The organism is Streptomyces diastaticus subsp. diastaticus, assembly GCF_011170125.1.
In the GTDB taxonomy this organism is placed as follows: Bacteria; Actinomycetota; Actinomycetes; order Streptomycetales; family Streptomycetaceae; genus Streptomyces; species Streptomyces diastaticus.
In genome coordinates, this window is sequence record NZ_BLLN01000003.1 from 1,635,359 (window position 1) to 1,654,961 (window position 19,603).

Below are 19,603 nucleotides of genomic sequence, written 5' to 3' on the forward strand. Positions count from 1 at the left end.
GGCGGTACCGGCTTCCGGGCAGGGCCTGTGTGCCCAGGTCAGGCGATGGAGGGTGGCCGGGCCGAGGCCGAGCCCGATCGCGGCGCACACACGGCGGGGGCGCGCCGACGACCACCAGGTTCAGGGGCCGCGCCGACGCCGTCCGGCCGGGTGGCCCACGGCGGACCTCGGCCCCCGTGCCCGCGCCCGGCGACAAGGGCTGAGCCCGGCCCCCCCCGCCGCCCCGCCTCGCGATCAACGTGTTCGGCCGCCGAGGCAGGGCGCACACCCAGGTCCTCGGTGCCGCGCGGGTACCGGGGCGGTGCGGCCCTTCTCTCCCAGGCCACCGTGGCGGGTCTCGGCCGGCGACGGCCGGCCCCCACCACCTCGTCCCGGTGCCTTCGGGACACCAGCCCGTCCACGTGGTGCCCACCCGGGGGCCGGGGCGGTCCACCCGGGCGCGCCTCGCGTCCCCGCACCAAGCCGAGCCAGGCGACTGAGGTCGGGGACTTCCCCTGGTCACGTGGGCCGGCCCGCCCACGTGACCACTCCGCCCGCCCGGGCCGGCCCGCTCACGTGGGCGGACACGTCCAGCCGCTCCGCGTCCCAGATCCGGTTCAGCGCACCCGGCCCCGTGCCTTGAGGGGAAGGGGCGGGAGCTGCGGCGCGGGCAGCGGGTCGCCGTCGTAGCCGTGCACCTCGCCGAACCGCGACCCGTTCATCCAGTCCTCGCGGGCCCGGCTGATGTCCTCCTGCGTACGCCCGACGAAGTTCCACCACATGATCAGCTTCTCCTCGAAGGGCTCGCCGCCCAGGAGCATGAAGGTGGCGTCGGAGGTCGCGCGCAGGGGCAGTTCGCGGCGGCCGCAGCCGAGGTAGAGCAGGGAGCCGGGCAGCAGGGGGACACCGTCGGCGTGGAGTTCCCCGGACATGGTGAGGACGCCGTACTCGAAGTCGGGTTCGAGGGGGAGCCGGGCCTCGGCGCCGGCGGCGAGACCGACGTCGAGGCCGACCAGCGGCGAGTAGGTCGTACCGGGGGAACGGGCGCCGTCGACCTCGCCGAGCACCACGGTGCCGCTCAGGCCGGGAGCGGTGACGACGGGCAGGTCGGCGTGGTGCTCGAAGCGCGGGTCGACGTGCCGGTGGGCGTCGGGCAGGGCGACCCAGAGCTGGGCGCCGTGCAGGAGGCGGGCGTGCGGGCGCGGGCTCTCCTCGGAGTGCGAGATGGCCCGGCCGGAGGTCATCAGCCCCAGTTCGCGCGGCCGGATCGTCTGGAGGCTGCCGGTCGAGTCGCGGTGCAGGACCTCGCCCTGGTGGAGCCAGCTGACGGTCTGGAGCCCGATGTGCGGGTGGGGCGGGACCTGCATGCCGGGCTCGTCGGCGATGTCGTCCGGTCCGTAGTGGTCCACGAAGGCCCAGGCGCCGATCATGCGGCGGCCCAGGCTCGGGAGCAGCCGCCGGACCTCGGTCGACTCGCCGAGCTTGACCCGGCGCGGGGGCAGCAGTTCCCGCACGGGCTCACCGACGACATCGCCCCGGCCGCCGCAGAGGGTGGGCACGGCCTCACGTTCCAGGTTGCTCATGCCCGCCAACCTAACCGCGGACCGTGCCCCGGGCGAGGGCGCCCCGGCTCAGGCCGGACGGCGTGCCTCGGCGCCGGTCAGCGCGGCCGGCCGGGCCGGGCCCGTCGCCCACGTGCCCAGCGAGATCTCGGCGGTGATGCCCGGGCCGAACCCGGCGAGCATCCCGCGGGCGCCCTCGGTCGCCCTCCCCGTGGCGAAATAGCGGTCGAGGGCGTCCAGGACGACGCAACTGGCGATGTTGCCGCGCTCGGTGAGGGTCTCGCGGCTCTGCGCGAACATCTCCGGCGGCAGCTCCAGGTGGGTGCAGAGGTCGTCGAGGATGCGGGGGCCGCCCGCGTGGATGATGTAGAAGTCCAGCTCGCCGACGTTCCACTCGTGCTGCGCGGAGAGCGCCGTCAGTGCCGGGGCCAGCATCGACATGGTGCCCGGCACCCGCTTGTCCAGCTGGAAGTGGAAACCGGTCTCGCGCACCGCGTAGGAGATCCACGCCTCGGTGTCGGGGACCAGGTGGGAGCCGTTGCGCTCCAGGCGGAGCCCGGTGCCGCCCTCGCCGCGGACGACGACGGCGGCCACCGCGTCGCCGAACAGCCCGTTGGAGAGCAGCGAGCCGACGCCCAGGTCGGTGGGCTGGTAGAGCAGGGAGCAGAACTCGCAGGCCACGATGAGGACGTTGCTGCCCGGGTAGGCCGCGGTGAAGTCGTGCGCCCGGTTGACGGCCGCGCCGCCCGCCGCGCAGCCCAGTTGGGCGATGGGGAGCTGGCGGGTGTCGGAGCGGAAGCCCAGCGAGTTGATCATCCAGGCCGTCATCGAGGGCATCATGAAGCCGGTGCACGAGACGTAGACGATCAGGTCGATGTCCTGCGCGGTCAGCTCCGCCTCGGCGAGCGCCCGGTGGACGACCTGCGGGACGCGGGCCTTGGCCTCTCGCTCGTAGACCTTGTTGCGGGCCTCGAAGCCCGGGTGGGCGAGGGTCTCCTCGATGGGCTGCACCAGGTGCCGGGTGGCGACCCCGGTGTTGCGGATCAGCCGCAGCACCAGGCCGAGCTGGTCGTGGTCGGCGTGGGTGCTGCGGGCCAGGTCGAGGGTCTCCTCCATGGTGATGACGTGCGGCGGGACGGCGACGGCGGGGCGGCAGAGAACGGCCATGGGATTCTCGTCATCTCTTCAGGGCGCGCGAACGCGTGTCGGGATGCGCGAAGGCGCGGGTCCGCGCGAACGCGAGGGGGGAGGGCGTCACCAGGTGACGGGCAGGGCGAGCGGGTAGCGCCAGATGGAGGTGGCGTTCCACTCGACGTCACCGGCCGGCACGGCGAGCGCCAGGTCGGGGAAGCGACGCAGCAGCGTGGAGAGGGCGATCTCCAGCTCCATCACCGCGAGCGGTGAGCCGAGGCAGTGGTGAGAGCCCCAGCCGAAGGTCATGTGCGGGACGGCGGGCCGGTCGAGGTCGATCTCGTCGGGCCGCTCGAACTTCTCACCGTCGCGGTTGGCGGTCAGGTACGACACGTGCACCGTGTCCCCGGCGCGGATCAGGGCGCCGCCCAGCTCCACGTCCTCGGTGGCGATCCGGGGGATGCCCACGCCCTTGCGGAACGGGATGTGGCGCAGCAGCTCCTCGAGGACGCGGGGCAGCGAGCCGGGGTCGTGCCGCAGCCGCTCGCGGATGTCGTCGCGGGTCAGCAGCAGGTAGGAGATGTTGCCCAGCTGGTAGGTGGTGGTGTCCTGGCCGGTGATGAGCAGCACCATCGCCATCACGGTCAGCTCGTCGTCGCCGAGCATCTCGCCGCCCTCCCGGGCGGTGGCGAGGGTGCTGATCATGTCGGCGCCGGGGGAGCGGCGGCGCTCGGCGGTGAGGCGCGCGAAGTACTCCCGCAGCTCGCCCTTGGCACGGACGGCGGCGTCCTTCCCGGCCGGGCCCATGTTCATCATGGTCATCGCGTGGGCCCGCAGCCAGTGCCGGTCGGCCTCCGGGATGTCCAGTACCTCGCAGATCGTCACCAGCGGCAGCGGCAGCGCCAGGTGGGCGAAGAGGTCGGTGGGCGAACCGGCCCGCGCCATGCCGTCGAGCAGACCGTCGACCACCGACTGGGTGCGGCCGCGCATCCGCTCCAGGTGGCGCGGGGCGAACGACTGCCGTACCAGCCGCCGCAGCCTGCTGCTGTCCGGCGGGTCCATCAGGTTGATGGCGCCCGACTGGACGATCGGCTCCGGAGTCATCCGGGGGAAGTCCTTGCCGGTGACGGCGTTGCGGCTGAACCTGCGGTCGGTGGTGACCGTCCGCACGTCCTCGTACCGGGTCACCAGCCAGGCGTCGCCCTCGCCGTACGGCATCCGGATCCGCGCCACCCGCTCCTCGCTCCGCAACATGCCGAGCAGTGCCGGATCGAAGTCGAGTCCCTCGGCGAAGTCGAACGGACACGTCGGTACGTCGGGTACGGCTTCAGTGCTCACGGCGGCGGCCCTTCAGTCGGTCCTGGATGTGCTCACGCGGATCAGGCGTGTCCTTCTCGACGCCGCACCGGGGACGGGAGGGGTATGCCACGCGGGGCCGGTGGCGATACCTGACGTCCCACGGACAGCCGAACACGCGCCATCCGGTAGGGCCTGGTGTACCCCTGCCCCGGCCGTGAAACCGGCGGACGGGCCGGACTCCCTCCCCCGGAGGAGCGCACCACGGCACACCGGCCCGCCACCCGCGCGCCCTTGCCGGGAACGGGTCCGCGCCGCCGTCGAACACCCGCCCGGGCCAACCCGGGGCGCAGCCCACCCCCGAGGACGGTCCAATGGACCGATGAGCACGCCCGCGCCGGACGACTGCCTGGCCCGCAACACCTGGATCTGCGGCGAGTACCTGAGCACCCGCCGCACCATCCTTCTCGACGCCGTGCTCGAACACCTCCAGCTCACCGCCGTGCCCGTGGCGATCGCGCTGGTGCTCGCCGTGCCGCTGGCCGTCGTCGCCCGCCGGTGGAGCAAAGCGGCCGGGCCGGTGCTGGCCGTGACGACGGTCCTGTACACCATCCCCTCGCTGGCGATGTTCTCCCTGCTGCTGCCGCTGTACGGGCTGTCCGCCTCGCTGGTCGTCGCCGGGCTGGTCCTCTACTCGCTGACGCTGCTGGTGCGCAACATCCTCGCCGGACTGCGCGCCGTCCCCGAGGAGACCCGGCAGGCGGCACGCGGCATGGGGTACGGGCCCGTACGGCTGCTGCTCACCGTCGAACTGCCACTGGCGCTGCCGGCCGCGATGGCCGGACTGCGGATCGCCACCGTCTCCGCCGTCTCCCTCGTCACGATCGGCGCCATCGTCGGCTTCGGAGGGCTCGGCAACCTCATCTACGCGGGGATGAACACCTACTTCAAGGCGCAGGTCCTCACCGCCTCGGTGCTCTGCGTGGTCATCGCCGTCGCCGCCGACCTGCTCCTCCTCGGCGTCCAGCGGCTCCTCACCCCCTGGGCCAGGGCGGGTGCCCCGTGACCACCCTCGCCGAGGCCTGGCGCTGGCTCACCGACCCGGCCCACTGGAGCGGCGACGGCGGCATCGCCCAGCGGCTCGTCGAGCATGTCGTCCTCACCGGCGTCTGCCTCGCCGTGAGCTGCCTGCTCGCGCTGCCCGTCGCGCTGGTCCTCGGCCACCTCGGCAAGGGCGGCGCCCTCGCCGTCAACCTCGCCAACATCGGCCGGGCCGTCCCCACCTTCGCCGTCCTCGTGCTGCTCCTGCTCACCCCCGTGGGCCGCTGGAGCGAGGGCCCCACCGTCGTCGCCCTCGTCCTCTTCGCGATCCCCCCGCTGCTCACCAACGCCTACGTCGGCATGCGCGGCGTCGACCGGGACACCGTCCGGGCCGCCACCGGCATGGGGATGACGGGACGGCAGGTGCTGACCGGGGTGGAGCTGCCGCTCGCCCTGCCCATGATCATGACCGGTGTCCGGATCGCCGCCACCCAGCTCGTCGCCACCGCCACCATCGCCGCGCTCGCCGGAGGCGGCGGCCTGGGCCGCGTCATCACCGCCGGGTTCAACCTCGCCAGCACCCCGCAGGTGGTCGCCGGAGCCGTCCTCGTCGCCGCCCTCGCCCTCGCCGTCGAAGGCGCCTTCGTCCTCGCCGAACGGCTCTCCCCGCCCTGGGCCCGGGGGAGTGGCTGATGCGCGCCCGCGCCCTGTTCACCGCACTGCTGCTGACCGCCTGCACCGCCTGCGCGAGCGGGCCCACCCTGGAGGACCAGGGCGAGGTCACCGCACCGCCCGGCGACAGTTCCCGCCTCACCGTGGGCTCCGCCGGGTTCACCGAGTCCGACCTGCTCGCCCAGATGTACTCCCTGCTGCTGCGCCAGGCCGGCTACGAGACGCAGATCATCACCGTCGCCAACCGAGAGCTGTACGAACCCGCGCTGGAGAGCGGCCGCGTCGACGTCGTCCCCGAGTACGCGGCGACCTTCGCCGACTGGCTCAACGCCAAGCAGAACGGACCCGACGCCGAGCCCGTCGGCTCGCCCGGCCTCGCCACCACGATGAAGGCGCTGCGCCGCCTCGCCACCCCGCGCGGCCTCACCGTCCTCGAACCCGGCAAGGCCGTCGACCAGAACGCCTTCGCCGTCACCCGCGAGTTCGCCGCCGAGCACTCCTTGCGCACCCTCAGCGACCTCGGCGCCTCCGGCGTCCCGGTCCGCCTCGCGGCGGGCGACGAGTGCGTCTCCCGGCCGTACTGCCGGCCGGGGCTGGAGAGGACGTACGGCATCGACGTCACCGCCGTCGACCCCAAGGGCGTCGGCACCACCCAGGCCAAGCGGGCGGTGCAGAGCGGCCAGGACCACATGGTGCTCACCACCACGACCGACGCCACCCTCGACGCCTTCGGTCTGGTCCTGCTGGAGGACGACAGGAGACTCCAGAACGCCGACGCCGTCGTCCCCGTCGTCAACCGCGCCCGCGCGGGGAACGAGCGGGTCGCCCGTTCCCTCGACGCCCTCGCCCCGGTCCTCACCACCGCCGACCTCGCCGACCTCAACCGGCAGGTCGACAGCTGGCGGCGGCTGCCCGAGGACGTGGCCCGCGCCTACCTGGAGGAGAAGGGGCTGCTCGGCTCCTGAGACCCGTCTCAGGCGTCCGTCACCGAGTCGAACGCCACCTCGCCGCGCGGCACGCCCTTCGCGTCCGACTCCACCGAGCGGCGCAGCGCCTCGTGCAGCTTGGCCGGGGTCAGCACGCCGAGGAAGCGGTCCCCGTCGAGCACTGCCACCCACCCGGCGTCGTGCTGGAGCATCACCCCGAACGCCTGCTTCAGCGGCACCCCCACCGGCACCCACGCCCCCATCCGCCGGGCCAGTTCCCGCACGGTCCGCCCCTCCGGCGCCGAGCCGAGTTCCTCCAGCCCCACCCAGCCGTGCAGGTGCCCGCCGGGGTCCAGCACCACCGCCCACCGCGCCCCGCGCTCCCGCAACCGGGCCGCCGCCCGCCGGGCCTCCTCGTCGCTCCGCGCGACCGGCGGCTCCTCCACGTCGCCGGGCTCGACCGCGGTCACCGACAACCGCTTCAGCCCCCGGTCGGCGCCGACGAACTCCGCGACGTAGCCGTCCGCGGGACGGCCGAGCACCGCCGCCGGGCTGTCGTACTGCTCGATGCGGCCCCGGCCGTAGACGGCCATGCGGTCGCCCAGGCGGACCGCCTCCTCGATGTCGTGGGTGACCAGCAGCACCGTGGTGCCCAGCGAGCGCTGGATGGCGGTGAACTCGTTCTGCAGCCGCTCGCGCACCACCGGGTCGACGGCACCGAACGGTTCGTCCATCAGCAGCACCGGGGGGTCCGCCGCCAGGGCACGGGCCACGCCCACCCGCTGCCGCTCGCCGCCCGAAAGCTGCGCCGGATAGCGGTCCGCGAACTCCGCCGGGTCCAGCCCCACCAGCTCCAGCAGCTCCTTCGCCCGGTCCCGCGCCCGGCTCCGCCGCCACCCCGTGAGGGCCGGCACCGTCGCCGTGTTGTCCAGCACCGTGCGGTGCGGGAACAGGCCGACCTGCTGGATCACGTAGCCGATGCGGCGGCGCAGGCGGACCGGGTCGAGGGCCATGACGTCCTCGCCGTCGACCAGGACCCGGCCCGAGGTGGGCTCGGTGAGGCGGTTGACCATCATCATCGTGGTCGTCTTGCCGCACCCCGACGGCCCCACCAGCGTCACCAGTTCGCCCCGCTCCACCTCGAAGGAGAGCCCGTCGACCGCCACCGTGCCGTCCGGGTAGCGCTTGGAGACCTCCTCGAAGCGGATCATGGCCTCACGCTAGCCGCGCCCCACCGGCCGCGCCGCCCGGTGGCACCCGTACGGCCGCGGCCGGCGGCCCTGTGCTGAACTGGGCCCGGGTACCAGCCGCACCACCGCACCACCTCCAGGGGAGACCACGTGTCCGACACGCGCACCGCCACCTACCGCCAGCCCGGCGTCGTCCTCACCGACCACCGCTTCAGCGTCCCCCTGGATCACGACGAGCCCGACGGCGAGCGGATCGAGCTGTACGGCCGCGAGGTGGTCGCCGCCGAACGCGAGGGGATGCCGCTGCCCTGGCTCCTCTACCTCCAGGGCGGCCCCGGCTTCGGCGCCCACCGTCTCGTCGGCCGCCCGCACTGGCTCGGCCGCGCCCTCAGCGAGTTCCGGGTACTCCTCCTCGACCAGCGCGGCACCGGGGCGTCCACCCCGGCGAACCGGCAGACGCTCCCGCTGCGCGGCGGCCCCGAGGAGCAGGCCGACCACCTCACCCACTTCCGCGCCGACTCCATCGTCCGCGACTGCGAGGCGATCCGCCCCGGCCTCACCGGCGGGGCCCCCTGGACCGTTCTCGGCCAGAGCTTCGGCGGCTTCTGCACCACCACCTACCTCTCCACCGCGCCCGAGGGCGTCGCCACCGCCCTGTTCACCGGCGGCCTGCCCGCCCTCGACGGGCACGCCGACGACGTCTACCGCGCCGCCTATCCGCGCGTCATCCGCAAGAACGAGGCGCACTACGCCCGCTACCCGCAGGACGTGGAGCGCGCCCGACGCATCGCCGCCCACCTGCTGGAGAAGCCGGTCGAACTCCCCGGCGGCCACCTGCTGACCGCCGAGGCGTTCCAGTCGCTCGGCATCCTGCTCGGCTCCGGCGACGGCAGCCACCACCTCCACTTCCTCCTGGAGGACGCCTTCGTCCGGGTCCCCGGCGGCCACGCACTCTCCGACGCCTTCCAGGAACAGGTCCGCGGCCACCTCTCGTACGCCGCCAACCCCCTGTACGCCCTCCTTCACGAGGCGATCTACGCCCAGGACGACCGGCCCACCGCCTGGGCGGCCGAGCGGGTGCGCGGTGAGTTCCCGCGCTTCGACGCGGCCCGCGCCCTCGCCGGGGACGAGCCCGTCCTGTTCACCGGGGAGACCATCCACCCCTGGCAGTTCACCGCCGACCCCGCGCTGCGCCCGCTGCGCGAGACCGCCGGCATCCTCGCCGCCCGCACCGACTGGACCCCGCTCTACGACCCGGAGCGGCTCGCCGCCAACGAGGTGCCCGCCGCGGCGGCCGTCTACCACGAGGACATGTACGTCGACACCGCCGACTCCCTGCGCACCGCCGCCGCCATCCGCGGTCTGCGTCCCTGGGTCACCAACGAGTACGAGCACGACGGCGTGCGCGCCGGCGGCCCGCGCGTCCTCGACCGCCTCCTGGCCCTCGCCCGCGACCGCGCCTGACGGCCGAAGGGGCTCAGAGAGCGCGCCCGCCGCCCGCCCGTCCTACGCTTGCCCCATGGCCGAACAGCTCGCCCCCATGCCCGAGGACTGGCAGCGCGCCCTCGCGGTCGTCGCCCACCCCGACGACCTGGAGTACGGGTGCGCGGCCGCCGTCGCCCACTGGACCGACGGCGGCCGCGAGGTCACCTACGTCCTGGCGACGCGCGGGGAGGCCGGGATCGACAGCCTCGAACCGGACATCAGCGGCCCGTTGCGCGAACAGGAGCAGCGCGCCTCGGCCGATGTGGTCGGTGTCGGCGCCGTGGAGTTCCTCGACCACCGCGACGGCGTGATCGAGTACGGCCCCGCGCTGCGCCGCGACATCGCCGCCGCCATCCGCCGCCACCGCCCCGAACTCGTCATCACCCTCAACCACCGCGACACCTGGGGCGGCACCTACCGCAACACCCCCGACCACGTCGCCGTCGGCCGTGCCGCGCTGGACGCCGCCGCCGACGCGGGCAACCGGTGGATCTTCCCGGAGCTGGGCGCCGAGGGCCTGGTCCCGTGGGACGGGGTCCGCTGGGTCGCCGTCTTCGGCAGCGACCGGCCCACCCACGCGGTGGACGCCGGGCCCGGTCTGGAACGCGGCATCCGCTCCCTGCTGGCCCACCGCACCTACGTCGAGGCGCTCACGGAGGAGGAGCCGGAGCAGTACTGCCGCAAGCTGCTCACCGAGGGTGTCCGGCGGGCCGCCGACCGGTTCGGCGGAAAGCCCGCCGTCACCTTCGAACTCTTCCCCTGCTGAGCCGCGCCGGGAGCTCCGCCGCTTGCCGGAACGGCACCCCCTGTTGCCGATGCGGCACCATGGGTCCATGAGCCCCCGCGCGCACCGCCCCGCCCTGCCCGAGCCCACCCCGTCCCCGGCCGACACCGACACCGTCCTCGCCGGGGTCGGTCCGCGCCTGCGCGCCCTGCGCAAGGAGCGCGGCGCCACCCTCGCGGGCCTCTCCGCCGCCACCGGCATCTCGGTCAGCACCCTCTCCCGCCTGGAGTCCGGCAACCGGCGCCCCAGCCTCGAACTGCTGCTGCCCATCGCCGCCGCCCACGACGTCCCCCTCGACCGCCTGGTCGGCGCGCCGCCGGCGGGCGACCCGCGGGTCCGCATGGAACCCATCGAGCAGGGCAACCGCACCGTCATCCCGCTCAGTCGCCGCCCCGGCGGCCTCCAGGCGTTCAAGTGGGTGCTGCGCCCGGGCGAGCGGTGCGACCCCGCCGAGGAGCAGCGCACCCACGAGGGGTACGAGTGGCTCTACGTGATCTCCGGGCGGCTCCGGCTGCTCCTCGGCGAGCACGACTTCGAACTCGGCGAGGGCGAGGCCGCCGAGTTCGACACCCGCCTGCCGCACTGGTTCGGAGCCGTCGGCGACCACCCGGCCGAGGTGCTCAGCCTCTTCGGACCGCAGGGGGAGCGGATGCATGTACGGGCGCGCCCGAAGTCGGCCCGCTGACGTCCCCGGCCGCACGCGCGGCGAGCCCGGCCGGCCACCGCGTGTGCCCGGGGCCGATCGGTGGGCGAGAACGGTTCCCCTCGGCCAAGCGACCGCTTAGTATGCGGCGGAGTCCGGTGTGCCGTCCGCGCCACCCGCCCGGGGCGCGGACCGTGCGTGCCGGACGGGGGCGCCCGCGTCCCCGCATCCGAGACGCCCGCGACACGTACCGCAGTGGAGGCCCGCAATGCAGGCATGGCAAGTGCACCGGAACGGTGAGCCCCGCGAGGTGATGACCCTGTCCGACACCGCCCGTCCCGAGCCGGGCCCCGGGCAGGTTCGCCTGAAGGTCCGGGCCGCCGACGTCAACTTCCCCGACGCCCTGCTCTGCCGCGGCGAGTACCAGGTCCGCCCGCCGCTCCCGTTCACCCCGGGTGTGGAGATCTGCGGGGAGACCGAGGACGGGCGCAGGGTGCTCGCCACCACCGCCCTGCCGCACGGCGGCTTCGCCGAGTACGCCCTCGCCGAGGAGGCCGGACTGCTGCCCGCGCCCGACGCCCTGGACGACGCCGAGGCCGCCGCCCTGCACATCGGCTACCAGACCGGCTGGTTCGGGCTGCACCGCCGGGCGCACCTCCAGGCCGGTGAGACCCTTCTGGTGCACGCCGCCGCGGGCGGCGTGGGCAGCGCCGCCGTCCAGCTCGGCAAGGCCGCCGGCGCTCGCGTCATCGGCGTCGTCGGCGGCCCCGAGAAGGTCCGTGTCGCCGAGGAACTCGGCTGCGACCTGGTCGTCGACCGCCGGCAGACCGACTTCGTCGCCGCCGTGAAGGAGGCCACCGGCGGCAAGGGCGCCGACGTCGTCTACGACCCGGTCGGCGGCGAGGCCTACACCAAGTCCGCCAAGTGCGTGGCCTTCGAGGGGCGCATCGTCGTCGTCGGCTTCGCCAGCGGCAGCATTCCCGCCCCCGCCCTCAACCACGCCCTGGTGAAGAACTACGCGATCCTCGGCCTCCACTGGGGCCTGTACGCCGTGAAGGACCCCGCCTCGATCGGTGCCTGCCACGCCGCCCTCACCGAACTCGCCACCAAGGGCAGCGTCAAGCCGCTGGTCAGCGACCGCGTCCCGCTCGCCGACGCCGCCGACGCGGTCCAGCGCGTCGCCGCCGGCACCACCACGGGCCGCCTCGTCGTCCTCCCGGAAGGAGCGGCCGCGTGAGCGACGCCGACGACCTCCGCGCCCGTACCCGCGCCCTGCTGGCCGGCCACCCGCCCGCCGCCACCTCCCGGGCCGACTTCCTCGCCGCCCGCTTCGACGCCGGACTGGCCTGGGTCCACCACCCGGAGGGGCTCGGCGGACTCGGCGCCGCCCGCAGCCTCCAGGCGGTCGTCGACGCCGAACTCACCGCCGCCGGCGCCCCGGACAACGACCCCCGGCGTATCGGCATCGGTCTCGGCATGGCCGCCCCGACCATCCTCGCCCACGGCACCGAGGAGCAGAAGCGCCGCTTCCTGCGGCCGCTCTGGCTCGGCGAGGAGGTCTGGTGCCAGCTCTTCAGCGAGCCGGGGGCGGGTTCCGACCTCGCCGCGCTCGCCACCCGGGCCGTCCTCGGCGACGACGGCGTGTGGACGGTCACCGGCCAGAAGGTGTGGACCTCCAGCGCCCACCTCGCCCGCTGGGCCATCCTCATCGCCCGCACCGACCCCGCACAGCCCAAGCACGGGGGCATCACCTACTTCCTCTGCGACATGACCGACCCCGGTGTGGAGGTGCGGCCCCTGCGGCAGATCACCGGCGAGGCCGAGTTCAACGAGGTCTTCCTGACCGGTGTGCGCATCCCCGACTCCCACCGCCTGGGCGAGGTCGGTGACGGCTGGCAGGTCGCCCGCACCACGCTGATGAACGAACGCGTCTCCATCGGCGGCAGCACGGGCCCCCGCGAGAGCGGCATGATCGCGCCACTGGCCCGCACCTGGCGCGAACGCCCCGAACTGCGCACCCACGCCCTGCACCAGCGGCTGATCCCGCTCTGGGTGGAGGCCGAGGTGGCCCGGCTCACCGGCGAACGCCTGCGACAGCAACTCGCCGCGGGCCGGCCCGGCCCCGAGGGCAGCGGCCTCAAGCTCTCCTTCGCCCGTCTCAACCAGCAGATCAGCGGCCTGGAGGTGGAACTCCTCGGCGAGGAGGGCCTGCTGTACGACGACTGGACCATGCGCCGCCCGGAGCTGGTCGACTTCACCGGCCGCGGCCCCGGCTACCGCTACCTGCGGTCCAAGGGCAACAGCATCGAGGGCGGTACCAGCGAGGTGCTGCTCAACATCGTCGCCGAACGCGTCCTCGGGCTGCCGACCGAACCACGCACCGACAAGGACGTCGCCTGGAAGGACCTCGCCCGATGAGCGCCACCCCCCGCCTGCTCGCCACCGAGACCGAGGACGACCTGCGGGCCGCGGTCCGTTCCCTGCTCACCGCCGGCCGCGTCCCCGGCCGCGTGCTCTCCCGCGCAGAGAGCGGGACTCCGTACGACCGGGAGCTGTGGAAGACCCTCACCGCCTCCATGGGCCTGGCCGGACTGCTGGTCCCGGAGGCCGACGGCGGCCAGGGCGCGAGCCACCGGGAGGCGGCCGTCGTGGTGGAGGAGCTGGGCCGCGCGGTCGCCCCCGTGCCCTACCTGACCGGCGCCGTGGTCACCCCGGCCGCCCTGCTCGCCCTCCCGGACCGCTCGGCGGAGGCGTCGGCGCTGCTCACCGAGGTGGCCGCGGGCACCACCGTCGCCGTCCTGGCCCTCCCGCTCACCACGGCCTCCGGCGACCCGCTGCCCGAGGTCACCAGCGCCGACGGCGCCCTGCACGGCTCCGTCCGCTCCGTCGCCGACGCCGCCGGGGCCGACGTGCTGCTGGTCGCCGCCGACTGCGGCCTGTACGCCGTCCCGGCCGGCGCACCGGGCGTCACGGTCACTCCGCTCACCGCCCTCGACCTGACCCGCCCGCTCGCCGCCGTCCACCTCGACGGTGTCCGGGGCACGCTGCTCGCCCCGGCCGCCGACGCCCTCGCCGCCGTCCGCGCGGGGCTGCTCGCCGGGGCGGGACTGCTGGCGAGCGAACAACTCGGCCTCGCCGAGTGGTGCCTGACCGAGACCGTCCGCCACCTGAAGGACCGCCACCAGTTCAACCGGCCGCTCGGCTCCTTCCAGGCGCTCAAGCACCGCCTCGCCCAGCTCTGGCTGGACGTCGCGGGCGTGCGCCCCGCCGCGACGGCGGCCGCCGACCGCCTCGCCACCGGCGAGGGCGGCCCCGCCGAGGCCGAACTCGCCGTCGCCGTCGCCCAGGTGTACGCCTCGCCGGTCGCCGTCCGGGCCGCCGAGGAGGCGCTGCAACTCCACGGCGGGATCGGTATGACCTGGGAGCACCCGGTCCACCTCTACCTCAAGCGGGCCAAGGGCGACACGGTCGCGTACGGCGGCGCCGGCCGCCACGGCGAGGTCGTCGCCCGCCTCGCGGAGCTGCCCGCCCCCTGACCGTACGCACGCCATGTCTGCCGGAAAGTCACCCGGTCCGCCGAAATCCCCAGGTGGGCCGGGTGTTTCGGGGTTGGTGCCGCTGATGCATAATTGCGAACCAGGCGCAATAACAAAGGATCTTCAAATGGATCCACGACCTGGGGTGGAATGCGTATGACGAGCAGGACCGACCGCCGGCCCGTACGTCTGGCCGGAACCCTCGCGGCGACCGCGGCCCTCACCGTCGTCACCGCCTCCTGCTCCGCCCCCGGCGGCGGCACCGAGTCCAAGGGCCCGGCGGCCGGCACCGCCGTCGTCGGCATCGCCTACGAACCGGACAGCCTCAGCCCGTTGCTGGGGTACGGCAAGGACGGCAACTCCAAGATCTTCGACGGGCTCCTCACCCACGACGAGAAGCTCGACCTCAAGCCCGCACTCGCCACCGCCCTCCCCGAGATCTCCGAGGACGGCCGCACCTACACCTTCCAGCTCCGCGAGGGCGTCACCTTCACCGACGGCAAGCCCTTCACCGCCCGCGACGTGGTCTTCACCTACGAGACGATCCTCGACCCGAACACCAACAACGCCAGCCGCACCGAACTCGACGCCCTCGACCGCGTCGAGGCCGAGGGTGACCACACCGTCGTCTTCCACCTGAAGTACCCCTACGCGCCCTTCGCCGAGCGCACCGTGCTGCCCATCGCCCCGGCCCACATAGCCGGCGAACAGGACGTCAACTCCGGTGACTTCACGACCAAGCCGGTCGGCACGGGCCCTTACGAGCTGGTCAGCTGGTCCAAGGGGGAGAAGCTCACCTTCAAGGCCAACCCCGACTACTGGGGCGGCGCGCCGAAGATCAAGAACTTCACCATGGCCATCATCAAGGACGACGACGTGCGCGCCACCCGGCTGCGCTCCGGCGACCTCGACGGCGCCATCCTCCCGCCCAACCTCGCCAGGGCCTTCAAGGGGGAGGGCGACGAGACCTACGCCGCCAAGAGCTTCGACTACCGCGTCGTCACGCTGCCCACCGGCGACAAGGTCACCGGCGACACCGACATCCGCCGTGCCCTCGACCTCGCCGTCGACCGTGAGGCGATGGTCGACTCCATCCTCGACGGCGCCGGCAAGCCCGCCTACGGGCCCGTCCCCACCGACAGCCCCTGGTTCACCCAGGGCACCGAACGCGCCCACGACCTCGACGCCGCCGCCGGCATCCTGGACAAGGCCGGCTGGAAGAAGGGCAAGGACGGCGTCCGTGCCAAGGACGGCGTCCGCGCCGCCTTCCCGCTCTGGTACCTCTCCGGCGACAAGCTCCGCCAGGACCACGCCCTCGCCTACGCCTCCGACGCCAAGAAGCTCGGCGTCGAAATCGAGGTCCAGGCCGGCACCTGGGAGGTCATCCAGCCACGGATGTCCAAGGACGCCGTCCTCGCCGGCGGCGGCTCCCCGGCCGACCCCGACTTCGACCAGTACACGCTGCTGAAGTCCTCCCTGGCCGGGGACGGCTTCAACAACATGGCGCACTACGACAATCCGGCCGTCGACAAGGCCCTGGAGAAGGGCCGCCGCAGCGGTGACCACGCCGAGCGCCAGGCAGCCTACGACACCGTCCAGCGCGAGCTGGTGAAGAACCCCGGCTACACCTTCCTCACCCACATCGACCACGTCTACGTCGTCGACGACCGCTTCGGGCCCCTCACCACCCAGGTCGAACCGCACGACCACGGTCTCGCCTCCGGGCCCTGGTGGAACATCGAGGACTGGAAGCCCGCCACGTGAGCAAGGCCCGCCCCGGCCTGCCCTGGACACCCATGGCGCGCATGACGGGGCGGCGGCTGCTGTTCGCCGTCCCCGTCCTGCTGGCCGTCACCTTCGCCGTCTTCGCCGTCGCCGACGCCTCCCCCTTCGACCCCGTCAAGGCGTACGCAGGAACCGCCGGACTCACCGCCTCGCAGGAGAACCTCGACCAGCTCCGCGCCAACCTCGGCGTCGACCAGCCGCTCGCCGTCCGCTGGTGGGAGCGGATCACCGGGGCGCTCACCGGCGACCTCGGGCACTCCGCCGTGATGCGCCAGCCGGTCGCCGACGTCATCGCCGAACGCATCGGCTGGTCCGTGCTGCTCGCCGCGCTCGCCTTCGCGGCCGCCGTCCTCGCCGGCACCGCCCTCGGCGTCCTCGCCGCCCGCCGCCGCGGCTCCCTCCTCGACCGGGCCGTCACGTCACTCGCGTACACCCTGGAGGCCGCCCCGATCTTCTGGCTCGGCCTGCTCGCCGTCTGGTTCTTCGCCCTCCAGCTCGGCTGGCTCCCGGCCGGTGGCCTCACCGACACCGGCAGCAGCACCGTCACCGCCGGCCAGCTCACCACCCACCTGATCCTCCCCGCCGGCGTCCTCGCCGCCTCCCAACTCCCGTGGTTCGCCCTCTACGTCCGCCAGGGGGTCGGCGACGCCCTCGACGAGGACCCCGTCCGCGGCGCCCGCGCCCGGGGCCTGTCCGAACGCACGGTCCTGCTCGGCCACGCGCTCCGCTCCGGCCTGCTCCCCGTCCTCACCCTCATCGGCTCGCGGGTCCCCGAACTCATCACCGGCGCCCTGCTGGTGGAGACCGTCTTCAGCTGGCCCGGCATCGCCGCCGCCACCGTGCAGGCCGCCACCGCCGTCGACTTCCCGCTGCTCGCCGCCACCACCGTCCTCGCCACCGCCGCCGTCCTGCTCGGCAACCTCTTCGCCGACCTGCTGTACGGACTCGCCGACCCGAGAGTGGGCTTCGATGGCTGACCTCGCCCTGCCGGCCGCCCCGGGCCGCGGCGCCCGCACCGCCCGCGCCTGGAAACTGCGGATCAGCGCCACCCTCGTCGCGGGCTTCGTCCTCGCCGTGCTGCTCGTCCCGCCCCTCGTCGGACTCGACGAACAGGCCGTCGACCTCGGCGCGAAACTCCTGCCGCCCTCCCTCGACCACCCCTTCGGCACCGACGACGTCGGCCGCGACCTGCTCCTGCGCTGTGTCTACGGCCTGAGGGTCTCCCTGCTCGTCGGCGTCGTCGCGGCCCTCGTGGCCACCGTCCTCGGCACCGCCGTCGGCGCGGCCGCCGGAGCCCTCGGCGGCTGGACCGACCGGCTCGTCATGCGTTGCGTCGACGCCTTCTCCTCCGTCCCCCACCTGCTCCTCGGTATCTTCATCGTCGCCCTCTTCCGCCCCGGGGTCTGGCCCGTCGTCGTCTCCGTCGGCCTGACCCACTGGGTCTCCACCGCCCGCATCGTCCGTGCCGAGATCCTCTCGCTGCGCGCCCGCCCCTACATCGACGCCGCCGTCTCCGGCGGCGCCTCCCGCCTCAGACTCGCCCGCCGCCACCTGATCCCCGGTGTCCTCCCGCAGGCCGGACTCGCCGCCGTCCTGATGGTCCCGCACGCCATCTGGCACGAATCGGCCCTCTCCTTCCTCGGCCTCGGCCTGCCCACCCACCAGGCGAGCCTCGGCACCCTCGTGCAGAGCGCCCGCGGCACCCTGCTCGCCGGGGACTGGTGGCCCACGCTCTTCCCGGGCCTGTTCATCATCGTGCCGACCCTCGCCATCGCCGGGCTCGCCGGAGCCTGGCGCGAACGGCTCAACCCCCGGCGCCGATCGGAGCTGATGCTGTGACCGTCCTGTCCGTACGCGGCCTCACCGTGCGGTTCCGGATGCGCGAGAGCGCCCCCGTCCGCGCCGTCACCGACGTCTCCTTCGACCTCGCGGCGGGGGAGTGCCTCGCCCTCGTCGGCGAGAGCGGCTGCGGCAAGTCCGTCCTCGCCTCCGCCCTGCTCGGCCTGCTCCCCGGCAACGCCGAGACCGCCGGCTCCGCCCTGCTGGCCGGAGCCGGCGACGAGGCCGCCACCGACCTGATCGCCGCCGACGAGGCGACCCTCGCCCGCGCCGTCCGAGGCCGCCGCGCCGGCCTCGTCCCGCAGAGCCCCGCCGCCCACCTCACCCCGGTCCGCACCGTCCGCGCCCACCTCACCGAGACCGTCCGCCGCCTCACCGGCACCCGCGGCCGCGACGCGCTGCGCACCGCCACCGAGTCCGCCGCCGCCCGGGTCTCCTTCCCCGCCGGCCACCTCGACCGGCACCCCCACGAACTCTCCGGCGGCCTCGCCCAGCGCGCCGCCACCGCCCTCGCCCTCGTCGGCGACGCGCCGCTGCTCCTCGCCGACGAACCCACCACGGGCCTCGACCGCGACCTCGTCGAGCGCACCGTCGACGAACTCCGCCGCCACACCGGCTCCACCCGCGCCCTGCTGATGATCACCCACGACCTGGCGGCCGCCGCCCGCATCGCCGACCGCGTCGCCGTCATGTACGCCGGGCGCCTCGTCGAGATCGCCGGCGCCGACGCCTTCTTCGGCGCCCCCGGCCCCCGCCACCCCTACGCCCGCGGCCTCCTCGACGCCCTCCCCGAACGGGCCTTCCGCCCCGTCCCCGGCCGGCCGCCCGAACTCGCCGCCCTCCCCGAGGGCTGCGCCTTCGCCGCCCGTTGCGCCCGCGCCGACGCCGCCTGCGCGGCACAGCCGCCCCTCGCCGACGGACTCGCCTGCCACCACCCGGACGCGGCGCCCGCCGACGCCACCCGACCGCCCCAGGCCGTGGAGGCTCCCGGTGCTTGAACTCCTCGCCGTCACCGCCGGGTACGACCGCCGCGCCCCTGTCGTCCGTGACGCCACGCTCACGCTCTCGCCCGGTGAGTCCATCGGTCTCCTCGGCCCGAGCGGCTGCGGCAAGTCCACCCTCGCCCGCGTCGCCGCCCTGCTCCACCGGCCCGACGCGGGCCGCGTCGTCATCGACGGCGAGCCCGCACGGGGATACCGGCACCGAGCCCCCCGCGAGCAACGCACCGCCTTCGGCGTCGTCTTCCAACAGCCCCGGCAGTCGGCCGACCCACGACTGCGCCTCGCCGACCTCATCGCCGAACCCCTGCGCGCCACCGGCCGTGCCGAAGGCGCCGCCGGCCGCGCCGCCGAGGCCGCCGAGACGGTCGGACTCGGCACCGACCTGCTCGGCCGACGCCCGCACGAGGTCAGTGACGGCCAGCTCCAACGCGCTTGCCTCGCCCGCGCGTTGATTCTCCGGCCGCGCTACCTCGTCTGCGACGAGATGACCGCCATGCTGGACGCCTCCACCACCGCCGCCCTGGTCGGGGTCGTCGAGGCGTACCGCCGGGAGACCGGCGCCGGACTGCTCGCCGTCGGGCACGACCGGGTGTTGCTCGACCGCTGGTGCGACCGCACCACCGACTGGTCCGAACTCGGCGCCCACGACGCCGATGTGACCGGCGCCGGACTTCAGAAGGCCGGTGACCGACGGTGAGCTGAGCCGTCACGCATCGTCAGTCACCCGGACGGC

General features: G+C 74.2%; 18 protein-coding genes. 14 read left to right on the plus strand and 4 right to left on the minus strand.

Annotation, left to right across the window (positions count from 1 at the left end; genetic code table 11):
- Nucleotides 1-596 precede the first annotated feature (596 nt).
- The 3 genes from Sdia_RS15765 to Sdia_RS15775 all read right to left on the minus strand — a co-directional run bounded on the left by Sdia_RS15765 (nt 597) and on the right by Sdia_RS15775 (nt 4,010).
- Entirely contained in the window at nt 597-1,562 is a 966-nt protein-coding gene (locus Sdia_RS15765) for a pirin family protein (RefSeq protein WP_189500583.1), read from the minus strand.
- Nucleotides 1,563-1,610: 48 nt separating this feature from the next.
- Nucleotides 1,611-2,708: a type III polyketide synthase gene (locus Sdia_RS15770; protein WP_100455749.1), complete on the minus strand. Its 1,098-nt coding sequence runs from the start codon at nt 2,706-2,708 to the stop codon at nt 1,611-1,613.
- Between the two features lie 87 nt (nt 2,709-2,795).
- A complete protein-coding gene (locus Sdia_RS15775) occupies nt 2,796-4,010 on the minus strand; it encodes a cytochrome P450 (protein ID WP_100455750.1) in 1,215 nt (404 codons plus the stop codon).
- A gap of 340 nt (nt 4,011-4,350) precedes the next feature.
- Here Sdia_RS15775 and Sdia_RS15780 point away from each other — a divergent pair, with 340 nt between their 5' ends.
- From Sdia_RS15780 to Sdia_RS15790, 3 genes are read left to right on the plus strand one after another with little or no spacing between them, the layout of a single operon-like run.
- Nucleotides 4,351-5,034 carry an ABC transporter permease gene (locus tag Sdia_RS15780; RefSeq protein ID WP_100455751.1) on the plus strand — a complete coding sequence of 228 codons (684 nt, stop codon included), beginning with the start codon at nt 4,351-4,353 and terminating at the stop codon, nt 5,032-5,034.
- Nucleotides 5,031-5,702 carry an ABC transporter permease gene (locus Sdia_RS15785; protein WP_100455752.1) on the plus strand — a complete coding sequence of 224 codons (672 nt, stop codon included), beginning with the start codon at nt 5,031-5,033 and terminating at the stop codon, nt 5,700-5,702. The genes Sdia_RS15780 and Sdia_RS15785 overlap by 4 nt, the downstream gene beginning before the upstream one ends.
- Nucleotides 5,702-6,646, plus strand: a complete 945-nt coding sequence (locus tag Sdia_RS15790; RefSeq protein WP_100455753.1) for an ABC transporter substrate-binding protein — start codon at nt 5,702-5,704, stop codon at nt 6,644-6,646. Before Sdia_RS15785 ends, Sdia_RS15790 begins: the two co-directional genes overlap by 1 nt.
- Before the next feature lie 8 nt (nt 6,647-6,654).
- Here the strand turns inward: Sdia_RS15790 and Sdia_RS15795 are convergent, their stop codons facing one another.
- A complete protein-coding gene (locus tag Sdia_RS15795; RefSeq protein ID WP_100455754.1) occupies nt 6,655-7,818 on the minus strand; it encodes a betaine/proline/choline family ABC transporter ATP-binding protein in 1,164 nt (387 codons plus the stop codon).
- A gap of 129 nt (nt 7,819-7,947) precedes the next feature.
- Between Sdia_RS15795 and Sdia_RS15800 the strand changes: the two genes are divergently transcribed.
- The 11 genes from Sdia_RS15800 (at nt 7,948) to Sdia_RS15850 (ending at nt 19,567) form a co-directional block, all read left to right on the plus strand.
- Entirely contained in the window at nt 7,948-9,261 is a 1,314-nt protein-coding gene (locus Sdia_RS15800) for an alpha/beta fold hydrolase (protein ID WP_100455755.1), read from the plus strand.
- A 55-nt stretch (nt 9,262-9,316) separates the two neighbouring features.
- Nucleotides 9,317-10,048, plus strand: a complete 732-nt coding sequence (locus tag Sdia_RS15805; protein ID WP_100455756.1) for a PIG-L deacetylase family protein — start codon at nt 9,317-9,319, stop codon at nt 10,046-10,048.
- Nucleotides 10,049-10,115: 67 nt separating this feature from the next.
- Nucleotides 10,116-10,751, plus strand: coding sequence for a helix-turn-helix domain-containing protein (locus tag Sdia_RS15810; RefSeq protein WP_100455807.1), 636 nt, complete (start codon nt 10,116-10,118; stop codon nt 10,749-10,751).
- A 226-nt stretch (nt 10,752-10,977) separates the two neighbouring features.
- Nucleotides 10,978-11,946, plus strand: coding sequence for an NADPH:quinone oxidoreductase family protein (locus Sdia_RS15815; protein ID WP_100455757.1), 969 nt, complete (start codon nt 10,978-10,980; stop codon nt 11,944-11,946).
- On the plus strand, nt 11,943-13,127 hold the full coding sequence (locus Sdia_RS15820; RefSeq protein ID WP_100455758.1) for an acyl-CoA dehydrogenase family protein: 1,185 nt from the start codon (nt 11,943-11,945) through the stop codon (nt 13,125-13,127). Before Sdia_RS15815 ends, Sdia_RS15820 begins: the two co-directional genes overlap by 4 nt.
- Nucleotides 13,124-14,245, plus strand: a complete 1,122-nt coding sequence (locus tag Sdia_RS15825) for an acyl-CoA dehydrogenase family protein (protein ID WP_189500582.1) — start codon at nt 13,124-13,126, stop codon at nt 14,243-14,245. The genes Sdia_RS15820 and Sdia_RS15825 overlap by 4 nt, the downstream gene beginning before the upstream one ends.
- A gap of 156 nt (nt 14,246-14,401) precedes the next feature.
- Nucleotides 14,402-16,009, plus strand: coding sequence for an ABC transporter substrate-binding protein (locus tag Sdia_RS15830; protein ID WP_100455760.1), 1,608 nt, complete (start codon nt 14,402-14,404; stop codon nt 16,007-16,009).
- 32 nt (nt 16,010-16,041) lie between these two features.
- Nucleotides 16,042-17,007, plus strand: coding sequence for an ABC transporter permease (locus Sdia_RS15835; protein ID WP_189500587.1), 966 nt, complete (start codon nt 16,042-16,044; stop codon nt 17,005-17,007).
- Nucleotides 17,000-17,869: an ABC transporter permease gene (locus Sdia_RS15840; RefSeq protein ID WP_100455762.1), complete on the plus strand. Its 870-nt coding sequence runs from the start codon at nt 17,000-17,002 to the stop codon at nt 17,867-17,869. Before Sdia_RS15835 ends, Sdia_RS15840 begins: the two co-directional genes overlap by 8 nt.
- The gene (locus Sdia_RS15845; RefSeq protein WP_100455763.1) at nt 17,866-18,867 is read left to right on the plus strand and encodes an ABC transporter ATP-binding protein; all 1,002 of its coding nucleotides are present in this window, start codon (nt 17,866-17,868) and stop codon (nt 18,865-18,867) included. Before Sdia_RS15840 ends, Sdia_RS15845 begins: the two co-directional genes overlap by 4 nt.
- Nucleotides 18,860-19,567 carry an ABC transporter ATP-binding protein gene (locus tag Sdia_RS15850; RefSeq protein ID WP_100455764.1) on the plus strand — a complete coding sequence of 236 codons (708 nt, stop codon included), beginning with the start codon at nt 18,860-18,862 and terminating at the stop codon, nt 19,565-19,567. The genes Sdia_RS15845 and Sdia_RS15850 overlap by 8 nt, the downstream gene beginning before the upstream one ends.
- Nucleotides 19,568-19,603: the final 36 nt, after the last annotated feature.